The organism is Streptomyces sp. MUM 2J, from assembly GCF_022414535.1.
Lineage (GTDB): Bacteria > Actinomycetota > Actinomycetes > Streptomycetales > Streptomycetaceae > Streptomyces.
The window spans coordinates 163,639-180,581 of record NZ_JADWYM010000005.1; the positions used below are offsets into that span (position 1 = coordinate 163,639).

Consider the following 16,943-nt stretch of genomic DNA (forward strand, 5'->3'; position numbering starts at 1 on the left):
TACCGAGCCGCAGGCGGCTCCTCCGTGCGGACCGTTCCTTCACCGTCCGGTGCGGGAGGCACGGTCCGGTCCGCCGGGGGACGGCCGGTCAACACGAACCCCGGCCGCCCCGCCCGTAACCGCTCCCGTGCTCGGAGGCGTTGCGGGGGGCCGTGGGCGCGGGGTGCTGGGCGGGATGCCGTGTGGCGTACTGGGCGGGCCGCCGGTCAGCAGCAGCCCCGCCGACCACTCCCGCCAGGGCGTCTCGTACGTCGAAGGGGCGGCCGTCCTTCTCCGGGGCGAACGGTACGCCGGAGGCGAGGGCACGCGGTGTGACGACGGCGGCCTGACCGAGGCGGTTGACGCCCAGCAGGAACAGGACGGGAGCGGTGGAGCCCGCCACGTGAGCGTCGAGCGTCACGGCGACGACCGTCATCCCGACGCGCGAGACCACCAGTGCCGGCCAGAGCCAGAGCCCGCGCACCGGCATGCGCGTCCACAGCACGCCCTCGTGCGGCTCCAGCCGCAGCAGCGCCCCCTGGGCGGCGCCGATCCCGGCCGCGATGACCGCGTCGATGACGATGCACGCGTAGTCGGCCGTGGCGGGATGGTGGCCGTGCTCGCCGAGGCCGATGAAGCCGACCACGGTGATGACGGCGGGCAGCAGGATCAGCCGTTTGCCGCGCAGTGGCTCCCCGCGGAGCTGACGCGCGATCACAAGGATCACGATGACGATCGCGGCCGGCACCTGCAGCAGGTTCACGTGAGGACTCCCGTCGGCATACATCGGATCGGACGCCTGTCGGCACTCCCTGACGCTAGGCAGCGGTGCGGGCCGGTGCGTCACCCCGCGGGGTGACGCACGGGGTGATCTGCGGTGAGGCCGATGCGCGTGTCCGGTACCACGGGACGATCGGAGGGATCACCCCGGACGTCACCCCCTGCTGCGGCGCGCGGGAACGCCCGTCGGCGCGAATCTGAGGAGGTCGGCCGGGAACTCCGGCGAACCGTCCACCGAGAGGCTCGCGCTGCCATGTCCGCCCTCACCCAAGCCGTGATCATCAACGCCGCCGTCCTGATCGCAGTCCTGGAGGCGGACCTCGGCCCGCACCGAGAGATCGGGAGGATGCGGATCCTGCGGCCGCTGCTGACGACCGCCGGGATCGTCCCGGCGTTCGTCCGGAGCCCGGCCACTCACGGGTCGGGGCTGGTGCTCGAAATCGCCCTGGCCGTCGTGGGGCTCGCCGTCGGGCTGCTGGCGATGAACTTCACCACGGTCTACCGCAGTCCGAGGACGGGCAAGCCGGTCAGCCGGGCGGGCTCCGCCTACGCGGCGCTGTGGATCGGGGTGGTCGGCGCGCGGACCGCCTTCTCCTACGGCTCGGTGCACTGGTTCGGCCCGCAGTTGGGCCGCTGGACGGCCGACCACCGGGTGACCGGCGAGGCCCTCGCCGACGCGCTGCTGATGATGGCCGTGGCGATGACACTCATCCGCACCATCGGACTCGCGGCCCGGGCCGCCGCGGTCGGCCGCCAGGCACGGACCCCGGTTGCGCAGTAGCCGATCCGCCGCCCGGAGCACTTCGCCCCGGGATGCCGCAGGCTGCCGCCGATCGGCCGCCGTGTGTCTCGGCCGGACGGGGGCGGCGGTTGTGGGCCGGGCCGAAGCCGGGAGGGGTGAGGGTGGCGAACACGCGCGGACGGGTCGCGACCTGGTCGGGGCTGCCCTTGCCGCCGCGGAGTCCGGCGGTGGTCAGGTGACGTCCCGCTCGCCTTCCTCTGCCGTCCACCGGCCACGGAGCCGCCGGAACCGCCTACGGGGGCTGACTCTAGGCTCGACGCGTGGACCACGTCACCCTCGCCTGCGCCGTGCTGCCCCTCACCGCCGTGCTGTACGGGCTGCGCGTCCTCGGCCGCCGGCGTGACCGGGCAGCGGCCGAGCACCGTGCCGCCGCACTCCGCGCGGACCCGTATCGTGCGGCCGCCGACCGCCGGTGGGCCGAGGACGACACACAGGCCGCCGCTGCCCGTCTGCTGCTCGACGGGCTCGCCACCGTCGACCACCGGGCCAATCTGGGCCTTACCGCATCCGGCGCGGACCCCGCGCGCAGCGCAGGACACCCGCTGCCCGATGCCCTGCTCACCGCGCTGCGCCGTCGCACCGTGCCCGCCACCCTCGGCAGGATCGAGTTCCGTGACACGGCCTTCCGCGCCGCCAGGGAGGAGTTCCACACAGCCTGGAGATCCGGCCTGCCTCGATCAGGCCGGGGCCGCGGCTGTTTCACCGCTGCCTGGGTGCTGCTGTTCGCCGGGGAGACTTCGTTCACCGTGGCCGCGCTGTTCGGCAGCGCACCTCGTGGCCCGGTCCAGTGGGCGGCGGCCGCCGCCACCGGCTTTGCCCTGTTCGCACAGCTCGCCTGGATCAACGGGTACGGCCGCCAGGACGTTCCGGCAGCCGGGAGTGAGCCCCGTGCCGAAGGGCGGGCCCGGACGGCGCTGCACCCGGCACTCGTCGAACTGGCCTCGCGGGACCCGCAGAGCCGGGACCGGCTGAGGGCGAGCAGGCGCCGGGACCGTGGGCGACGGCCGCGCGGTCGCAGCGCCCCTTCGGCGCCGGGCACCTGAGATGTGGTGTTCGGCGGTCTGACCGCTGCGGGGCGGCGACGCGGCCGACCAAGCCCTGCTCGAAGCCGTCAACGCCACCGGCTGCGTCTTCCCCAGCGGCGCCGGTGTCGACGGGGAGCCGTTGCCGTGCTTCACGAGACCGAGCCGATGTGGGCGAGCAGCGCGGCGGTGCCGTCCTCTGCGGCGATCCCGCGGGCGAGTTCGGCCGCGCGGCGGCGGTGGGCGGGCTCGGACAGGCAGGCCGTGATGGCGTCACCGAGGACTTCGGCCGTGAGGTCCTGGAACGGCACGGACCGCGGGGCGACTCCCAGCTCGCACAGCCGAGCCGCCCAGAACGGCTGGTCGGCCATGACGGGGACGGGCACGGCGGGCACGCCGGCCCGCAGTCCGGCCGCGGTGGTGCCCGCCCCGGCGTGGTGGACGACGGCGGCGGTGCGCGGAAACAGCCAGTCGTGCGGGACGTCGCCGACGGCCAGGACGTGGGCGCCGGAGCCGCTCAGACCGGCCCACCCCGCCTGCACCACGGCGCGCACACCTGCCCGCTCCACCGCCGCGGCCACCAGCTCGCTGAGCCGTTCCCCCTGCCCCGCCGCCATACTGCCGAACCCGATGAACACCGGGGGCGGACCGGTCTGGAGGAAGTCGACCAGTTCGGCCGGGGGATGCCAGCCGTCCGGGCGCGCGGGCCACCAGTAGCCCCCCACTTCGGCCCAGGACGGCCAGTCCTCGGGGCGCGGCACCACCAGCGGGCTGTAGCCGTGGAAGGCCGGCCGGATGTCCACCGGTGCCGGGGGCGCTCCGGCGGGCAATCCGAGTCGGGCGCGCAGCCGGGTGACGGCGCCCGCGAAGGTCCCTTCCGCGCGCCTGAGCACGTCCCGGCCCGCCGCGAGGTTGTCCTCCGGCCCCGCGCCGTCGGTGCTCCGTGCGTTGGGCAGCGGGAACCGTCCGGTGGCGAACGCCGGTACCAGGTACGTACCGGCGACCGGGACGCCGAAGGCTTCGCCGGCCGTCCGGCTGAGCGGTGCCGTGCCGAAGGCCGTGAGCAGCAGGTCGGCTCCGCCCGCCACGGCCTCCGCCACCCCATCGGCGAGGCCGTCCGCGTACGCCCTCGTCAGCGCCCGGCTCTCCTCCCGCGACGTCGCCCGGGCCCAGTCCAGGATCAGCTTCTGCGGGTCTCCCGGCACGGGCCGGTGGTCGAGACCGCACCCGGCGACGAGTGCCTCGAAGGACGGATGAGCGGCCACGGCGACCTGATGGCCCGCGTCCGACAGGCGCCGCCCCAGGCCCGTGTAGGGTGCCACGTCGCCCCGTGAACCGGCGCTGATGATCAGAATGCGCATGGCGCGATTCTCCTCGGCGCATGCCGTCCGGCCGCCGTTTCCCGCCGCGGGGATCCCCACGGGCACGCTCCCCCCGTGATGGTGGGCACCCGGCTCGACCGGCGCGGCCGTTCGCTCCCCACGGCGATTGAGCATCTGTCGCAATCAGGAGTCCCGGCACTGTGGCATCTGTCCATGGTGCGGCGGAGGACTCGCTCCTACGTTGTGGGAACCTGCGGTTCTGCGCCGGGTGATCCCCCGCGTTCCGCCTCCGCCGCGCGACGGCCGCACCTGGACATCGCCCACGGTCGAACCGGCGTGCCGGGGGCCGCCCCGGCCCCCGAGGCGCCTGCCGGCCGCCCCGGCGAGGTGAGCAACCTCCCCGGGAGCCACCGGGCCCCGCCGACCCGGCTTCCCGCGGGTTCCGCTCCGGCACCGGGTCACCTGGGCCCGGTGCCGGAGCCCTCACCGCCCCGATCCTCCTGAAAGGTGGCCGAAGGTTGACCACGTCGAGCACAGGGACTTCCGGCAGCGGGGCACCGCTCCACGCCCCCTCGGCAGGGCAGCACATAGTGATCGTCGAGGACGACGAAGCCCTGGGCCGGGAAGCCGCGGAATGCATCAGCCGCTGGGGCAGCACGGTTCACCGTCTGTACCGCCCGGACGACGCCGCCCTGCGGCGCCGGCTCCAACAACCCGTCGACGGCATCGCCATGGTGACCCGCGACGACATCGTCGCGCTGCGCTACGCCCTGCTCGCCGAACACCTCAGGCCCGGCATCCGCCTGGTGGTCACTCTCTTCGACCGCACCGTCGCCGACGAGGTCTCCCGGACGATTCCGAACTGCAGCGTGCTCAGCATCACCGACACGATCGTCCCCAGTCTCCTGGCCAGCTGCCTCGACCCGCGGTACGCCGTGCTCCAGACCACCGGCTCCGGCGTCGTCGGCGTGCCGCGGCAGGGCAGCCCGGCGGCCGTCGAGCACGTGTCCCGGCGGTCTCTCACCGCAGCGCCCAAGCCCCGGCCACGCGCCGGCGTCACGACCTGGTTCCGCTCCCTCGACATCTCCGCCCAGGCCCTGGTCGCCGGCTTCACCGGGCTGCTGCTGGCCCTCGCCCTGGACATACTGCTCGGTGTCTCGGTCCTCCACGAGCACGGGTACGACGCCCTGTGGAACGCGGCACGCGCCCTCACCACCATCGGATCCTCGCCCGCCGCGGAACACGGCCCGGCCTGGTACAAGGTGCTCTCCGCCCTCTCCATGCTGGCCGTGCTGGCCCTCGCCGCGCTGTTCACCGCCGGCCTGGTCGACCAGCTCACCGGCCGGCGCATGACCAGCATCCTGGGGGCCCGTTCCATCCCACGGCGCGACCACGTCATCGTCGTCGGTCTGGGACAGGTGGGGCTGCGCCTGTGCGCCCAGCTGCGCGATCTCGGCATCAAGGTCGTCGCCGTGGAACGCAACCCGCAGGCCGGCTGTGTCCCCCTGGCGCGTTCCCGCGCCATCCCCGTCGTCCTCGGCCGCGGCGGAGACCGGTTCCTCCTGAACCGCCTGGGCGTCCGGCGTGCCCGTGCCCTGGCAGCGGTCGGCTCCGACGGCCTGGAGAACATCGCCGTGGCGGTCACGACCCGGGCGGTCGCCCCTCGGCAGCGGATCGTGCTGCGGGCCGGAGGCGACGAGGTCACCGCCGATTCGCAGTCGCTCTTCCGCATCGGCGCCGTCTGCGACGTCACCGGCATCGTGGGCGCGTCCGTGGCGGCGTCGGTCCTCGGCACCACACCGCTCAGTGTGTTCCTCACCGAACGGCACACCTGCGCCCTCTTCCCCGACGAGCAGGTGATCGACCTCGGAACATGGGATGCGGGCCACCACCGGCAGACCGGGCCCGCCGGGGGAGACACCGAGGAGGGCACCGAGGTGACCGACGGCGTACCGGTCCGCCCGTGACCGGAGAAGCGGACGGCACGCGGGAGAGCTCTTTGCGGAAGTGGCGCCCCACCCCGTACCGCGGGCGCCGGCGTGGCTGTCCGCGGGAGACCGGTGGAGCGGGCCGCCACTCCCCGTCCGGCCGGCCGCACCGACGGGTAGGTGTGCGGCATCCCCGTGGGTCGGCGGGTCGGGCAACCGCGCCGACGGTGAGCGCGCTCACCGAACCGGCCGGCCGGGCCCGCCTAGCGTGAAGGCTCCCGGGGGCGTCCCGCCCCCGCTCACGGTGAGGAGCAAGGCCATGCTGCGTGCGGTGTGGAACGGAAGGGTGATCGCGGAGTCCCCGCGCACGGTGATCGTCGAGGGCAACCACTACTTCCCGCCCGAGTCGCTGCACCGCGAGTACGTGACCGAGAGCCGGAGCAGGTCGCTGTGCTTCTGGAAGGGAGTGGCCCGCTACTACAGTCTCGACGTCGACGGGCTGACGTATCCGGACGCCGCCTGGTACTACCCCAAGCCCAGCCCTCTGGCCCGGAGGATCAGGGACCACGTGGCGTTCTGGCCGGGCGTGAGGGTGGAGGGCACGCCGGAGCCCAACGCGCTCGGTGAGCGCGCTCGCTGATCGGCGGGCACGCCCGGCCCGGTGCCGCACCAGGCGGCGTTCGCCCCGTCGCGGCACCAGCGCCGGACCGCAGGACGGCAACGGACGCATGGAGAGGTCGGGGCGATGGTGTGGATCGGTGCGCTGGCGGCGGTGACCGCGGCCGGCACGGGCGCGGCGGCCGGGTACCTGGGGCTGGTGACCGGCGCGCTGCCGCTGGATATCGGGGTGGGCCGGCGCACCCGCCTGCTCGGCCCGCGAAGCGTCGACATCGCCGCACCGCGCGATGTGGTCTTCGACGTGATCGCCCAGCCCTACCTCGGCCGGGCGACCCGGGCCATGCGCGAGAAGGTCACGGTGCTGGAACAGGGCAGCGACCTGGTGCTCGCCGCGCACCGCACCCCTGTCGCCGGTGGGCGGCTGACCGCGACGACGGTGGAGACCGTGCGGTTCACCCACCCCGAGCGGATCGACTTCCGCCTGGTACGCGGGCCCGTCCCGGCGGTCACCGAGACCTTCGAACTCACCGAGGAGCAGACGGGGACGCGGCTCGTGTACCGCGGCGAGCTGGGGACCGACCTGTGGAGGCTCGGCCGGTGGTGGGGCGATGTGGTGGCCCCGCGCTGGGAGGCGGCCGTCGGGGCCACGCTGACCGCGGTCGGGCAAGAGGCGGAGCGGCGCGCTTCCCGCGCCGGATGAGCAAAGGTCCGGCCGACGTCGCCGGCGCCGCCGGTACCGATCCCCCGGGACACGGGCTCGCGCGGCGGCCGGCACCGCTTCGCCCTTCGGCCGTGCCGGGTGCGGGATGGTGGTTCGGTGAGCGCGCTTACAGTTCCCGCCCTTCCCCGGAGCCTACGGTCGGATCATGGTGCTGAGGATCGTGCTCGGGGTGGTGTACACGGCGATGGGCGTCGCCCAGCTCGCCTCCTTCGGGCACATGCCGCGGATCCTGTCCGCGTACGGGCTGGTGACCGGCGGTGCCGCGGCCGTGCCGGCCGTGGCGCTGATCGCAGGCGAGCTGGTGTGCGGAACCTGGTTCCTGGCCCGCCCCCGCTCGGACGCCCTGGCACCGGTGTGGGTGTACACGGCGGTCTCGGTGACGTGGACGGTGCTGGCCGTGCAGGCGTACGCGCGCGGGCTCGCCGTGGCCAACTGCGGCTGCTTCGGGGTCCACCTGACGCAGCGGCTCAGCTGGTTCGTGCTGCTCCAGGACGCCCTGACCCTGCTCTACGCCGCCTTGCTGTTCCGCTCCGCCCGCACCGCGGCCCCGCCCCCGCACGCCGGCCGGGAAGCGGTGCGGGGCGGCACCGGCATCGCGTGAGCGGCGCGCGGCATCCCCGATCGTGACGACGCCCGGTAAGCGAACGCAGGCCATCCATGGAGGAGTTCCGCGTGACCCAGACACCCGTACCCCGGCGCAAGGTGGACCGCGACGAGGTGTTCGTGGAGTTCACCAGGTCCATCTGCCCGCTGTGCAAGGCACCCGTCGACGCTCAGGTCAACATCCGCGACGACAAGGTCTACCTGCGTAAACGGTGCGGTGAGCACGGGGAGTTCGAGGCGCTGGTCTACGGGGACGCCGAGGAGTACCTGTCCTCGGCCCGCTTCAACAAGCCCGGGACCATCCCGCTCGCCTTCCAGACCGAGGTGAAGGACGGCTGCCCGAGCGACTGCGGGCTGTGCCCGGAGCACAAGCAGCACGCGTGCCTGGGCATCATCGAGGTCAACACCGGCTGCAACCTGCACTGCCCGATCTGCTTCGCCGACTCCGGCCACCCGCCAGGGGCGTCCCCCCGCCCGACCGGAGCCGGGAGCGGGGGAGGCTACTCCCTCACCCACGAGCAGTGCGCGGCCATGCTCGACGCCTTCGTGGCGTCCGAGGGCGAGGCGGAGGTGGTGATGTTCTCCGGCGGGGAGCCCACCATCCACCGGCACATCCTCGACTTCGTCGACCTGGCCCAGGACCGCCCGATCAGGAACGTCACCCTCAACACCAACGGCATCCGCCTGGCCACCGACAGGAACTTCGTCGCCGAACTCGGCCGGCGCAACCAGGCGCCGGGCAGGTCGGTGAACATCTACCTGCAGTTCGACGGTTTCGACGAGCGCACCCACGTGTCGATCCGGGGACGGGACCTGCGGACGTTCAAGCAGCGGGCGCTGGACAACTGCGCCGAGGCGGGGCTGACCGTCACGCTCGTCGCCGCGGTCGAGCGCGGGCTGAACGAGCACGAGCTCGGGGCGATCATCGAGTACGGCATCGACCACCCCGCCGTCCGCTCGGTGGCGTTCCAGCCGGTCACCCACTCGGGCCGGCACGTGGAGTTCGACCCGCTGAACCGGCTCACCAACCCCGACGTCATCCGTCTCATCGGCGAGCAGCGCCCGGACTGGTTCCGCAAGGGCGACTTCTTCCCGGTGCCGTGCTGCTTCCCGACCTGCCGCTCCGTCACCTACCTGCTGGTGGACGGCGAACCGGGCGACCGCGTCGTCGTCCCCGTCCCGCGGCTGCTGAACGTGGAGGACCATCTCGACTACGTCACCAACCGGGTCCTGCCCGATGCCGGGATCCGCGAGGCCCTGGAGAAGCTGTGGTCGGCCTCCGCGTTCATGGGCACCGCCACGACCGCGGAGAAGCTGCGGGCCACTGCCGAGGCCCTGGACTGCGCTGGGGCAACCTCCCACGCCTTCGGCGGCGGGGGAGCCTGCGGCATCGACCTGCCCGAGGCGGTGAAGGACCTCGACGACAAGGCGTTCATGATCGTCGTGCAGGACTTCCAGGACCCCTACACCCTCAACGTCAAGCAGTTGATGAAGTGCTGCGTCGAGGAGATCACCCCGGACGGGCGCCTCATCCCCTTCTGCGCCTACAACTCCGTCGGCTACCGCGAACAGGTCCGCGCCGAGATGTCCGGCACCCCCGTCGCCCCGGTCGCCCCCAACGCCCTGCCGCTCGCCGACCGCCTCACCACGACGCCGTACGGCTCGATGACCGCGAACACCCCCGGTGGAGAAGGGAAGCTCCCGTCATGACCCAGCCGCCCGGTGACGAGGATCTGAAGGCGTGCTGCGCCGCCGCGTACGGCTCCGACATCGTCGCCCTGCTCCTCGGCGAGTCGTACCACCCCGGCGGCACCGCCCTGACCCGCCGCCTCGCCGACGGCCTCGGCCTGGCCCCGGGTGCCCGGGTCCTCGACGTCGCGTCCGGCCGCGGCACCACCGCCCTGCTGCTGGCCGACGCCTACGGCGCCGAGGCCGACGGCGTGGACTACGCCCCGGCGAACACCGCCCTCGCCCAAGGCGCCGCCCGGGCGGCCGGCCTCACCGACCGGGTGCGGTTCACCACCGGGGACGCCGAGCAACTGCCGTGTCCTGACGGTCTCTTCGACGCCGTGGTGTGCGAGTGCGCCCTGTGCACCTTCCCCGACAAGGCGCGCGCGGCAGCCGAGTTCGCCCGGGTCCTCCGACACGGCGGCCGCCTCGGCATCACCGACGTCACGGTCGACCCCGCCCGGCTTCCGCCCGCCTTGTCCGGCCTCGGCGCCCGGATCGCCTGCATCGCCGACGCCCGGCCGCTCCGGGAATACGCCGGCATCCTGGCCGGCGCGGGCCTGCGCACGCTCCGTACCGAGCGCCACGACCGGGCGATGCTGCGGATGATCGACCAGATCGAGGCACGGCTGAACCTGCTGCGCATCACGGCCCCGGCCCGCCTCACCGGGGCCGATGTGGACCTCACGGCGGCGCCCGCTGTCCTGGAAGCCGCCCGTACGGCGGTCGCGGACGGCGTGGTCGGCTACGCGCTGCTGATCGCCGAGCGCATGCCGGAGTAAGGGGCCGGACGTCAAGGAGACTGCGGCGGGAGTGCGTGCCGGGCGCCGCGACGGGGCGAACGTCGCCCCTGGCGTCGGCGGCGCGACCACGAGAACGACCCGACGGATGGGACGATCACCATGTCCAACAGGGGAATGCCGGTCTTCGAGTGGAGCGACGTCACGTCCTCCAGCCTCGGAGCCCACCTCGTGTCCGGCCTGCTCGCCGGCGCCACGTTCGCGTCCGCCGCCCGGGCGGCGGACAAGCGCACCGGCCCGGTCCGATGAACAGCGAGGCGCCCGCGTCCCCCCTCGGCCCGGCAGACCTTCCGCCGGGCGCGGCGCCACGCCGCACCGGCCCGGACGGCGGCACGGTGCCCTACTGTCTGGCCAACGGCGCCGAGGCGCTGGCCAGCCCGGCGTGGGGCGCCGCACCACCGCCGTGGGCCCCTGGACGACGCGAGGAGACACACACCATGACCGACGCCGCAGCAGGCGGCAAGGACGCGGAGCGGACCTGGTGCCTGGCCGAGGTCGACATCTTCTGCGACCTGTCCGAACAGGAGATGGAGGCCATCGCCACCGCGGCGCCGATGAAGACCTACCAGACGGGCGAGATCCTCTACGCCCCCACCCAGCCCTCCGAGGTGCTGTTCATCCTCAAGAAGGGCCGGATCCGCGTCTTCCGGGTCTCCGCCGACGGCCGGGCACTGACCACCGCGATCATCTCCCCCGGCACCATCTTCGGTGAAATGGTCCTGCTCGGACAGCACATGTACGACAACTACGCCGAAGCCCTCGACGACGCCGTCGTGTGCGTCATGAGCCGGGCGGACGTCCACCGGCTGCTGCTGGCGGACGCCCGCATCGCCGCGCGGATCACCGCGATCCTGGGCCGCCGTCTGGCGGACCTCGAACAGCGCCTGTCCGACAGCGTGTTCAAGACCGTCGCCCAGCGCATCGCCACCACGCTGACCACCCTGACCAGCGCCCAGCCCCCGGCGAGCCCCCTGCGGCCGGTCGGGCGCCACCCGCAGATCGCCCTCACCCACGAGCAGCTCGCCGCGCTCGCCGGGACCTCGCGCGAAACGTGCACCAAGGTACTGCGCGACTACGCCGACCACGGCCTGCTCCGTCTGGCCCGGGGCCGCATCACCGTCCTCGACCCCGAGCGGCTCAAGGACGCCGCAGGCTGACGTCACCGATCCGTAAGGCTCCCGTCCGCTGCCCGCCCGAGCCGCCGCCACTACTCTCGCAGGCGGTCCCGACCCTCAGGAGTCCTCCTTGCGCGCCCGTATCCTCCTCCCGGCCGCCCTCACCGCCGCCCTCCTCACGCTTTCCGCATGCGGCGCGGGCAGCGGCTCCGCGTCCGCCGGTGACACGGGCGCCGCCCCGTCGAACGCGTCCTCCCCCGCCCCGTCGCCCACCCGCTCCCACGACAGCGGCAGCGGGTCACAGGGCGCACAGGTCCCCGAGGCGCTGAACTTCACCGCCACCACCGTGGACGGCAGGTCCTTCGACGCGAAGACGCTCGCGGGCAAGCCCACCCTGCTGTGGTTCTGGGCACCGTGGTGCCCCACGTGCAAGGGCCAGGCCGCCGAGACGGCCAAGGTCGCCGCCGCCTACCGGGGCAGGGCGAACGTCGTCGGCGTGGCGGGCCTGGACGGGAACGCCGCCATGCGCGACTTCGTCACCGACACGGGCACCGGTTCCTTCCCCCACCTCTCCGACGAGAAGGGCGAGGTGTGGAAGCGCTTCAGGATCACCCAGCAGAGCTCCTACGTGCTCCTGGACCGCACCGGAGACACCGTCTTCGAGGGCGTGCTCCCCGGCGGCAAGGGGCTGGCCGAGAAGATCGCCGCCCTCACCGGCTGAGCCCGCCATGGCCGACCTGCCCCTCGCTCTCGCGCTCGGCGCCGGGATGCTCGCCGCCGTCAACCCGTGCGGCTTCGCCCTCCTGCCCGCCTACCTCTCGCTGCTCGTCCTGGGCGACGACAGCCCCAGCCGTACCGTCGCCGTGGGCCGGGCGCTGACCGCCACGGCGGCGATGACCGTCGGCTTCGCCGCCTTCTTCGCTGTCTTCGGACTCGTCATCCAGCCCGGCGCCGGCCAGGTCCAGCAGCACCTGCCCTGGTTCACCATCGCCTTCGGCCTGCTCATCACCGCCGCCGGGGCATGGCTCCTCGCCGGCCGCCAACTGCCCACCATGGCCCCGAAACTCCGCCGCGCCCCCACCGTCACGCGCTCCGTGCCCTCGATGGCGCTGTTCGGCATGGCGTACGCCACCGCCTCCCTCGGCTGCACCATCGCCCCCTTCCTGGCCATCGTCGTCTCCGCCTTCCGCAGCGGCTCCGTCACGGAAGGCGTCACCCTGTTCACGGCCTACGCCGCCGGGATGGGCCTGATCGTCGGCGCCGCTTCCCTGACCGTCGCCCTCACCCGCACCACGGCCGTCACCCGGCTGCGCCGCCTCGGCGCGCTGGCCCCGCGGCTCGGCGGCGGTCTGCTCCTCCTGGTCGGCGCCTACGTCGCCTACTACGGCTGGTACGAGATCCGCACCCAGCGCGACCCCGCCACCGCCGACCCCGTCATCGACACCGCGGCGAGCATCCAGCGAGCCGCCGCCGACGCCCTGGACTCGGCCGGACCCGCCGTGATCGGCACGCTCTTCGCGCTCCTGCTGCTCGCTACCCTGCTGATCCGGCACCGCGGGCGATCACGGTGACCCCCGGCAGGAGGGGCGGGAGGGCGGGAGGCCATCGCCCTGTGCATTCGAACACGTCGTGCGAATGTCGTCCGTGCGACTGACGCAGTTGTGGATGATGGGGCGTCCGGAGCGAACGCCCTCGCCCCGGAGGAAACATGACGAGAGCGAGCGCACGCGCATGAGACGTTCCCTGAAGCCGGCTGTCGGACTCACCTGCCTGGTGACACTGGCCTGCGGGGGCTGCTCCTCGGGCGGGACCGGCTCCACCGCGGCCGGCGGGGCCCCTGCCGCCGACGCGTCCGCCCCGTCGCCCGGCACGCCGTCGGCGCCGTTCACGCCGTACGTCAGCGCCACGACGGCCACGGACACCGACGCGACCGGCTCCCCGTCGACGTACAACCTGGAGTTCGTGCTCTCCGACGGCAGTGGCTGCGAGCCGAAGTGGAGCGGCACCTACCCCGTGGGCGACCCCGCGGTGAAGTCGAGGATCTCGGCGCTGAAGGAGTCCGGCGCGACGGTACGCGTCTCCTTCGGCGGAGCGGCCGGCACGGATCTGAGCCGGACCTGCGACAGCGCCGCCGCACTGGCCAGGGCGTACGGCAAGGCCCTCGACGCGGCGGGGGCGGCCCGGGCCGACTTCGACATCGAGGGCGAGGCGCTGACCGACTCCGCCTCGACCGAGCGGCGTTCCCGGGCTGTCGCGATCCTCCAGAAGGAACGCACCGACCTGGAGGTCACCTTCACGCTCCCCGTCTCGCCCTCCGGACTGACGGACGACGGCCTGGCCGTCCTCGGCTCCGCGAACGACAACGCCGTGACGGTCTCCGCCGTCAACATCATGGCGATGAACTACGGCACCTCGTACACCGGCGACATGGGCGACTACGCGCTCTCCGCGGCGAAGGCCACCCACGGCCAGCTGAAGGACGTCCTCGCGCTCTCCGACGCCAACGCCTGGCACGGCCTCGCGCTCACGGCGATGATCGGCGTCAACGACGTCCCGGGCGAGACGTTCACGCTGTCCGACGCGGCCGACGTGCGGTCGTTCGCCGAGGAGAAGGGCCTGGCCTGGGTGTCGATGTGGGCGACCTTCCGGGACCGGCAGTGCGACGGTGGCACCTCGTCGGGCGGCGCGCGGTCCGACTGCAGCGGGGTGGACCAGGCGAAGGGGGCGTTCGCCAAGGCCCTGGCGGGCTGAGGCGCCCCGCTCGGCGGCCACCGCTTCCCGAACGGCACCCGCCGGCCGGGCCGGCCGGCGAACCGGGCGGGCGAGGAGGAAAATCTGTCATGGCGAGTCCACATCTCCTTGCCTGCCGGAGTTAGGGTTGCCCACGACGCGGATGGTGCCGACTCCTCCGAGGACCGGCACCAGGCACGCCCGGGCCCCCGCCGCGTCCCCGAACGAAGGTGCCATGCCAGCCGAGAACGCCCGCGTCGCCGGCAACCTCGACGATGACGACTATCCCGCCTACACCATGGGGCGGGCCGCTGCCGCACTCGGCGCCACGCCCGCCTTCCTGCGTGCCGTGGGCGACGCCGGCCTCGTCACCCCGCTGCGATCGGAGGGCGGCCATCGCCGCTACTCCCGAAGCCAGTTGCGGATCGTCGGCCGGGTCCGGGAGCTGGTCGACCAGGGCACTCCCATCGAGGCCGCGTGCCGCATCATCTCCCTGGAGGACCAGCTCGACGAGGCGCTCCGCCTGAACCGGGAAATGCGCCGGAAGCTCGCCGACCGAGGCACGGATACCTAGTCCCGCCGGTACAGAAATGCTGACGCCGCCGAGGTCGGAATTGCCGGACGCCCATGAAAACACGCGACCGTTTCCACCCGACCTGTGTTAGCGTAGCGGCAGTTGCAGTTTTGGTTGCCGGAGATTATTTCTTTCCAGAGCTTTCCGGGTCTTTCCGGAGGGGTGATCATCGCGGCGACTCGGACCCGTAAAGTGCGGAGTTCGGCACTGCCCCCCAAGGGAGATTCAAGTATGGCATCTGGCACCGTGAAGTGGTTCAACTCGGAAAAGGGCTTCGGCTTCATCGAGCAGGACGGCGGCGGCGCTGACGTGTTCGCCCACTACTCGAACATCGCCACCACCGGCTTCCGTGAGCTTCAGGAAGGCCAGAAGGTGACCTTCGACGTCACGCAGGGCCACAAGGGCCCGCAGGCGGAGAACATCGTTCCCGCCTGACGCTGACGCGCAACACTGCGAGCCACGCTCGCACAGCATGTGGCTGGGGCCCGCGCTCATGGGTGCGGGCCCCAGCCATTGCTTTTCCCTTTTCCGGGCAGACAGCCGTACCGGCTTCACCGCACGAGGCCCGGCGATTCTTTTTCCTTCGGCTCATTCTTGCGAATCCTCGCGCGGCCGTCGCCGCCGGACGGAATTCCTCGATACGCCGCGTCGAGGAAGGTTCCTCCATGAACCGCACCAGCCGCGCCGGTCGCACCGGCGGCGACTCCCGTGCCTCCGGTGGCTCCGGCACCTCCGGTGACTTCCGAGCGGACAGGAGGTCCGCGCGCTCGACGGGCTCCGCTCCCGGCAGCCGCCGCACACAAGGGGCGGGCGGCCAGGACCCCCGCCGCGGCACCGGACGAAGGAGCGGCCAGGGCGCACGTTCCACCCCGCGCCCGCAGGAGTTCGCCCTGCCGGTCACCCGCACCGAGCCCCTGCCCGCGGTCAGGACCTTCGGCGAACTGGACATGCCGCCACGACTGCTGACCACGCTCGGCGCCGGCGGTCTGAACACGCCCTTCCCCATCCAGGCGGCCACCCTGCCGAACGCCCTGGCCGGCCGGGACGTCCTGGGCCGGGGCCGCACGGGTTCGGGCAAGACACTCGCCTTCGGGCTGCCGGTGCTCGCCCGTCTGGACGGCCGGCGGGCGCAACCCCGGCAGCCGCTCGCCCTCGTCCTCGTACCCACCCGGGAACTGGCCCAGCAGGTCACCGACGCGCTCACCCCCTACGCGCGCGCCCTCCAGCTGCGGATCGCCACCGTCGTGGGCGGCCTGGCGATCAGCCGTCAGGCGACGGCGCTGCGCGGCGGCGCCGAGGTCGTCGTCGCGACGCCCGGACGGCTGAAGGACCTGATCGAGCGGGGGGACTGCCGGCTGGACCAGGTCGCCGTCACCGTGCTGGACGAGGCCGACCAGATGGCCGACATGGGCTTCATGCCCCAGGTGACCGCGCTGCTCGACCAGGTCCCCTCCCGCGGGCAGCGGTTGCTGTTCTCCGCCACGCTGGACCGCAACATCGACCGGCTGGTGCGCCGCTACCTGCACGATCCCGTCGTGCACTCGGTCGACCCGCCTGCCGGAGCGGTCACCACCATGGAGCACCACCTGCTCCACGTGCACGAGGACCACAAGCACACGGCCGCGACCGAGATCGCCGCGCGCGACGGACGCGTGATCATGTTCCTGGACACCAAGCACGCGGTGGACCGGCTCACCAAGCACCTGCTGTCTGTCGGGGTACGCGCCTCGGCCCTGCACGGCGGCAAGTCCCAGGCGCAGCGCAACCGCACACTCGCCCAGTTCAAGGACGGCCACGTCACGGTCCTGGTGGCCACCAACGTCGCCGCGCGCGGCATCCACGTCGCGGGCCTGGACCTGGTGGTGAACGTCGACCCGCCCGGTGACCACAAGGACTACCTCCACCGCGGCGGCCGTACCGCGCGCGCCGGCGAGTCGGGCACCGTCGTCACCCTCGTCCTGCCCCACCAGCGGCGCGCGGTGGACCGGCTGATGGCCGATGCCGGTATCACCGCGCACACCGCCCGGATCCGTCCCGGCGAGGCCGAACTGCATCGCATCACGGGCGCCCTGACACCCTCCGGCGTTCCGGTCACCCCGGCCGCACCGGCCGGCGGGCACCGCGAGGGCGACGGATCCGCCGCACGGAACCGCAGGGGCCGGAGCGCCGCCCGGACACGTCGCTCCTCCCGGAGGAACAACACGTAGGGCGAGCACGGGAC

19 protein-coding genes are annotated in these 16,943 nt (G+C 73.1%); 16 read left to right on the plus strand and 3 right to left on the minus strand.

Going from position 1 to position 16,943, the window contains the following annotated elements:
* Positions 1–88: 88 nt before the first annotated feature.
* Positions 89–742, minus strand: a complete 654-nt coding sequence (locus I3F54_RS07185; RefSeq protein ID WP_240117769.1) for a hypothetical protein — start codon at positions 740–742, stop codon at positions 89–91.
* Between the two features lie 270 nt (positions 743–1,012).
* Between I3F54_RS07185 and I3F54_RS07190 the strand changes: the two genes are divergently transcribed.
* Positions 1,013–1,540, plus strand: a complete 528-nt coding sequence (locus tag I3F54_RS07190) for a hypothetical protein (protein WP_240117770.1) — start codon at positions 1,013–1,015, stop codon at positions 1,538–1,540.
* Here the strand turns inward: I3F54_RS07190 and I3F54_RS32345 are convergent.
* Complete coding sequence (locus tag I3F54_RS32345; RefSeq protein WP_374205867.1) at positions 1,467–1,769, minus strand: replication initiator; 303 nt, start codon at positions 1,767–1,769, stop codon at positions 1,467–1,469. The genes I3F54_RS07190 and I3F54_RS32345 overlap by 74 nt on opposite strands.
* A 52-nt stretch (positions 1,770–1,821) precedes the next feature.
* On the opposite strand from I3F54_RS32345, the gene I3F54_RS07200 reads away from it, so the two are divergent.
* Positions 1,822–2,604 carry a hypothetical protein gene (locus I3F54_RS07200; RefSeq protein ID WP_240117771.1) on the plus strand — a complete coding sequence of 261 codons (783 nt, stop codon included), beginning with the start codon at positions 1,822–1,824 and terminating at the stop codon, positions 2,602–2,604.
* A 131-nt stretch (positions 2,605–2,735) separates the two neighbouring features.
* On the opposite strand, the gene I3F54_RS07205 is transcribed toward I3F54_RS07200, so the two are convergent.
* On the minus strand, positions 2,736–3,944 hold the full coding sequence (locus I3F54_RS07205; protein WP_240117772.1) for a glycosyltransferase: 1,209 nt from the start codon (positions 3,942–3,944) through the stop codon (positions 2,736–2,738).
* A 479-nt stretch (positions 3,945–4,423) separates the two neighbouring features.
* Between I3F54_RS07205 and I3F54_RS07210 the strand changes: the two genes are divergently transcribed.
* From I3F54_RS07210 to I3F54_RS07275, 14 genes are all read left to right on the plus strand, one after another.
* Positions 4,424–5,872: an NAD(P)-binding protein gene (locus I3F54_RS07210; protein WP_240117773.1), complete on the plus strand. Its 1,449-nt coding sequence runs from the start codon at positions 4,424–4,426 to the stop codon at positions 5,870–5,872.
* Positions 5,873–6,152: 280 nt separating this feature from the next.
* The gene (locus tag I3F54_RS07215; protein WP_240117774.1) at positions 6,153–6,473 is read left to right on the plus strand and encodes a DUF427 domain-containing protein; all 321 of its coding nucleotides are present in this window, start codon (positions 6,153–6,155) and stop codon (positions 6,471–6,473) included.
* Positions 6,474–6,578: 105 nt separating this feature from the next.
* A complete protein-coding gene (locus I3F54_RS07220) occupies positions 6,579–7,151 on the plus strand; it encodes an SRPBCC family protein (RefSeq protein WP_240117775.1) in 573 nt (190 codons plus the stop codon).
* 166 nt (positions 7,152–7,317) lie between these two features.
* Positions 7,318–7,773, plus strand: a complete 456-nt coding sequence (locus I3F54_RS07225; protein WP_240117776.1) for a MauE/DoxX family redox-associated membrane protein — start codon at positions 7,318–7,320, stop codon at positions 7,771–7,773.
* Positions 7,774–7,844: 71 nt separating this feature from the next.
* The gene (locus I3F54_RS07230) at positions 7,845–9,485 is read left to right on the plus strand and encodes a radical SAM protein (protein ID WP_240117777.1); all 1,641 of its coding nucleotides are present in this window, start codon (positions 7,845–7,847) and stop codon (positions 9,483–9,485) included.
* A complete protein-coding gene (locus tag I3F54_RS07235) occupies positions 9,482–10,285 on the plus strand; it encodes a class I SAM-dependent methyltransferase (protein WP_240117778.1) in 804 nt (267 codons plus the stop codon). Before I3F54_RS07230 ends, I3F54_RS07235 begins: the two co-directional genes overlap by 4 nt.
* Positions 10,286–10,405: 120 nt before the next feature.
* On the plus strand, positions 10,406–10,552 hold the full coding sequence (locus I3F54_RS07240; RefSeq protein ID WP_240117779.1) for a hypothetical protein: 147 nt from the start codon (positions 10,406–10,408) through the stop codon (positions 10,550–10,552).
* A 188-nt stretch (positions 10,553–10,740) separates the two neighbouring features.
* Entirely contained in the window at positions 10,741–11,460 is a 720-nt protein-coding gene (locus I3F54_RS07245; protein WP_240117780.1) for a Crp/Fnr family transcriptional regulator, read from the plus strand.
* 88 nt (positions 11,461–11,548) lie between these two features.
* Positions 11,549–12,139, plus strand: a complete 591-nt coding sequence (locus I3F54_RS07250) for a redoxin domain-containing protein (RefSeq protein WP_240117781.1) — start codon at positions 11,549–11,551, stop codon at positions 12,137–12,139.
* Between the two features lie 7 nt (positions 12,140–12,146).
* Positions 12,147–12,989: a cytochrome c biogenesis CcdA family protein gene (locus I3F54_RS07255; RefSeq protein ID WP_240117782.1), complete on the plus strand. Its 843-nt coding sequence runs from the start codon at positions 12,147–12,149 to the stop codon at positions 12,987–12,989.
* Between the two features lie 160 nt (positions 12,990–13,149).
* A complete protein-coding gene (locus tag I3F54_RS07260; protein ID WP_240117783.1) occupies positions 13,150–14,169 on the plus strand; it encodes a chitinase in 1,020 nt (339 codons plus the stop codon).
* A gap of 214 nt (positions 14,170–14,383) precedes the next feature.
* Positions 14,384–14,722 carry a MerR family transcriptional regulator gene (locus I3F54_RS07265; protein WP_240117784.1) on the plus strand — a complete coding sequence of 113 codons (339 nt, stop codon included), beginning with the start codon at positions 14,384–14,386 and terminating at the stop codon, positions 14,720–14,722.
* Positions 14,723–14,953: 231 nt separating this feature from the next.
* Complete coding sequence (locus tag I3F54_RS07270; protein WP_240117785.1) at positions 14,954–15,157, plus strand: cold-shock protein; 204 nt, start codon at positions 14,954–14,956, stop codon at positions 15,155–15,157.
* Between the two features lie 230 nt (positions 15,158–15,387).
* The gene (locus I3F54_RS07275) at positions 15,388–16,929 is read left to right on the plus strand and encodes a DEAD/DEAH box helicase (RefSeq protein WP_240117786.1); all 1,542 of its coding nucleotides are present in this window, start codon (positions 15,388–15,390) and stop codon (positions 16,927–16,929) included.
* The last annotated feature ends 14 nt before the right edge of the window (positions 16,930–16,943 follow it).

Excerpts from the sequence above, each read along its gene's own strand:
- I3F54_RS07190 (WP_240117770.1), top strand. The coding sequence starts at position 1,013 with ATGTCCGCCCTCACCCAAGCCGTGATCATCAACGCCGCCGTCCTGATC.
- I3F54_RS07205 (WP_240117772.1), bottom strand. The coding sequence starts at position 3,944 with ATGCGCATTCTGATCATCAGCGCCGGTTCACGGGGCGACGTGGCACCC.
- I3F54_RS07215 (WP_240117774.1), top strand. The coding sequence starts at position 6,153 with ATGCTGCGTGCGGTGTGGAACGGAAGGGTGATCGCGGAGTCCCCGCGC.
- I3F54_RS07220 (WP_240117775.1), top strand. The coding sequence starts at position 6,579 with ATGGTGTGGATCGGTGCGCTGGCGGCGGTGACCGCGGCCGGCACGGGC.
- I3F54_RS07225 (WP_240117776.1), top strand. The coding sequence starts at position 7,318 with ATGGTGCTGAGGATCGTGCTCGGGGTGGTGTACACGGCGATGGGCGTC.
- I3F54_RS07235 (WP_240117778.1), top strand. The coding sequence starts at position 9,482 with ATGACCCAGCCGCCCGGTGACGAGGATCTGAAGGCGTGCTGCGCCGCC.
- I3F54_RS07240 (WP_240117779.1), top strand. The coding sequence starts at position 10,406 with ATGTCCAACAGGGGAATGCCGGTCTTCGAGTGGAGCGACGTCACGTCC.
- I3F54_RS07245 (WP_240117780.1), top strand. The coding sequence starts at position 10,741 with ATGACCGACGCCGCAGCAGGCGGCAAGGACGCGGAGCGGACCTGGTGC.
- I3F54_RS07255 (WP_240117782.1), top strand. The coding sequence starts at position 12,147 with ATGGCCGACCTGCCCCTCGCTCTCGCGCTCGGCGCCGGGATGCTCGCC.
- I3F54_RS07260 (WP_240117783.1), top strand. The coding sequence starts at position 13,150 with ATGAGACGTTCCCTGAAGCCGGCTGTCGGACTCACCTGCCTGGTGACA.
- I3F54_RS07265 (WP_240117784.1), top strand. The coding sequence starts at position 14,384 with ATGCCAGCCGAGAACGCCCGCGTCGCCGGCAACCTCGACGATGACGAC.
- I3F54_RS07270 (WP_240117785.1), top strand. The coding sequence starts at position 14,954 with ATGGCATCTGGCACCGTGAAGTGGTTCAACTCGGAAAAGGGCTTCGGC.
- I3F54_RS07275 (WP_240117786.1), top strand. The coding sequence starts at position 15,388 with ATGAACCGCACCAGCCGCGCCGGTCGCACCGGCGGCGACTCCCGTGCC.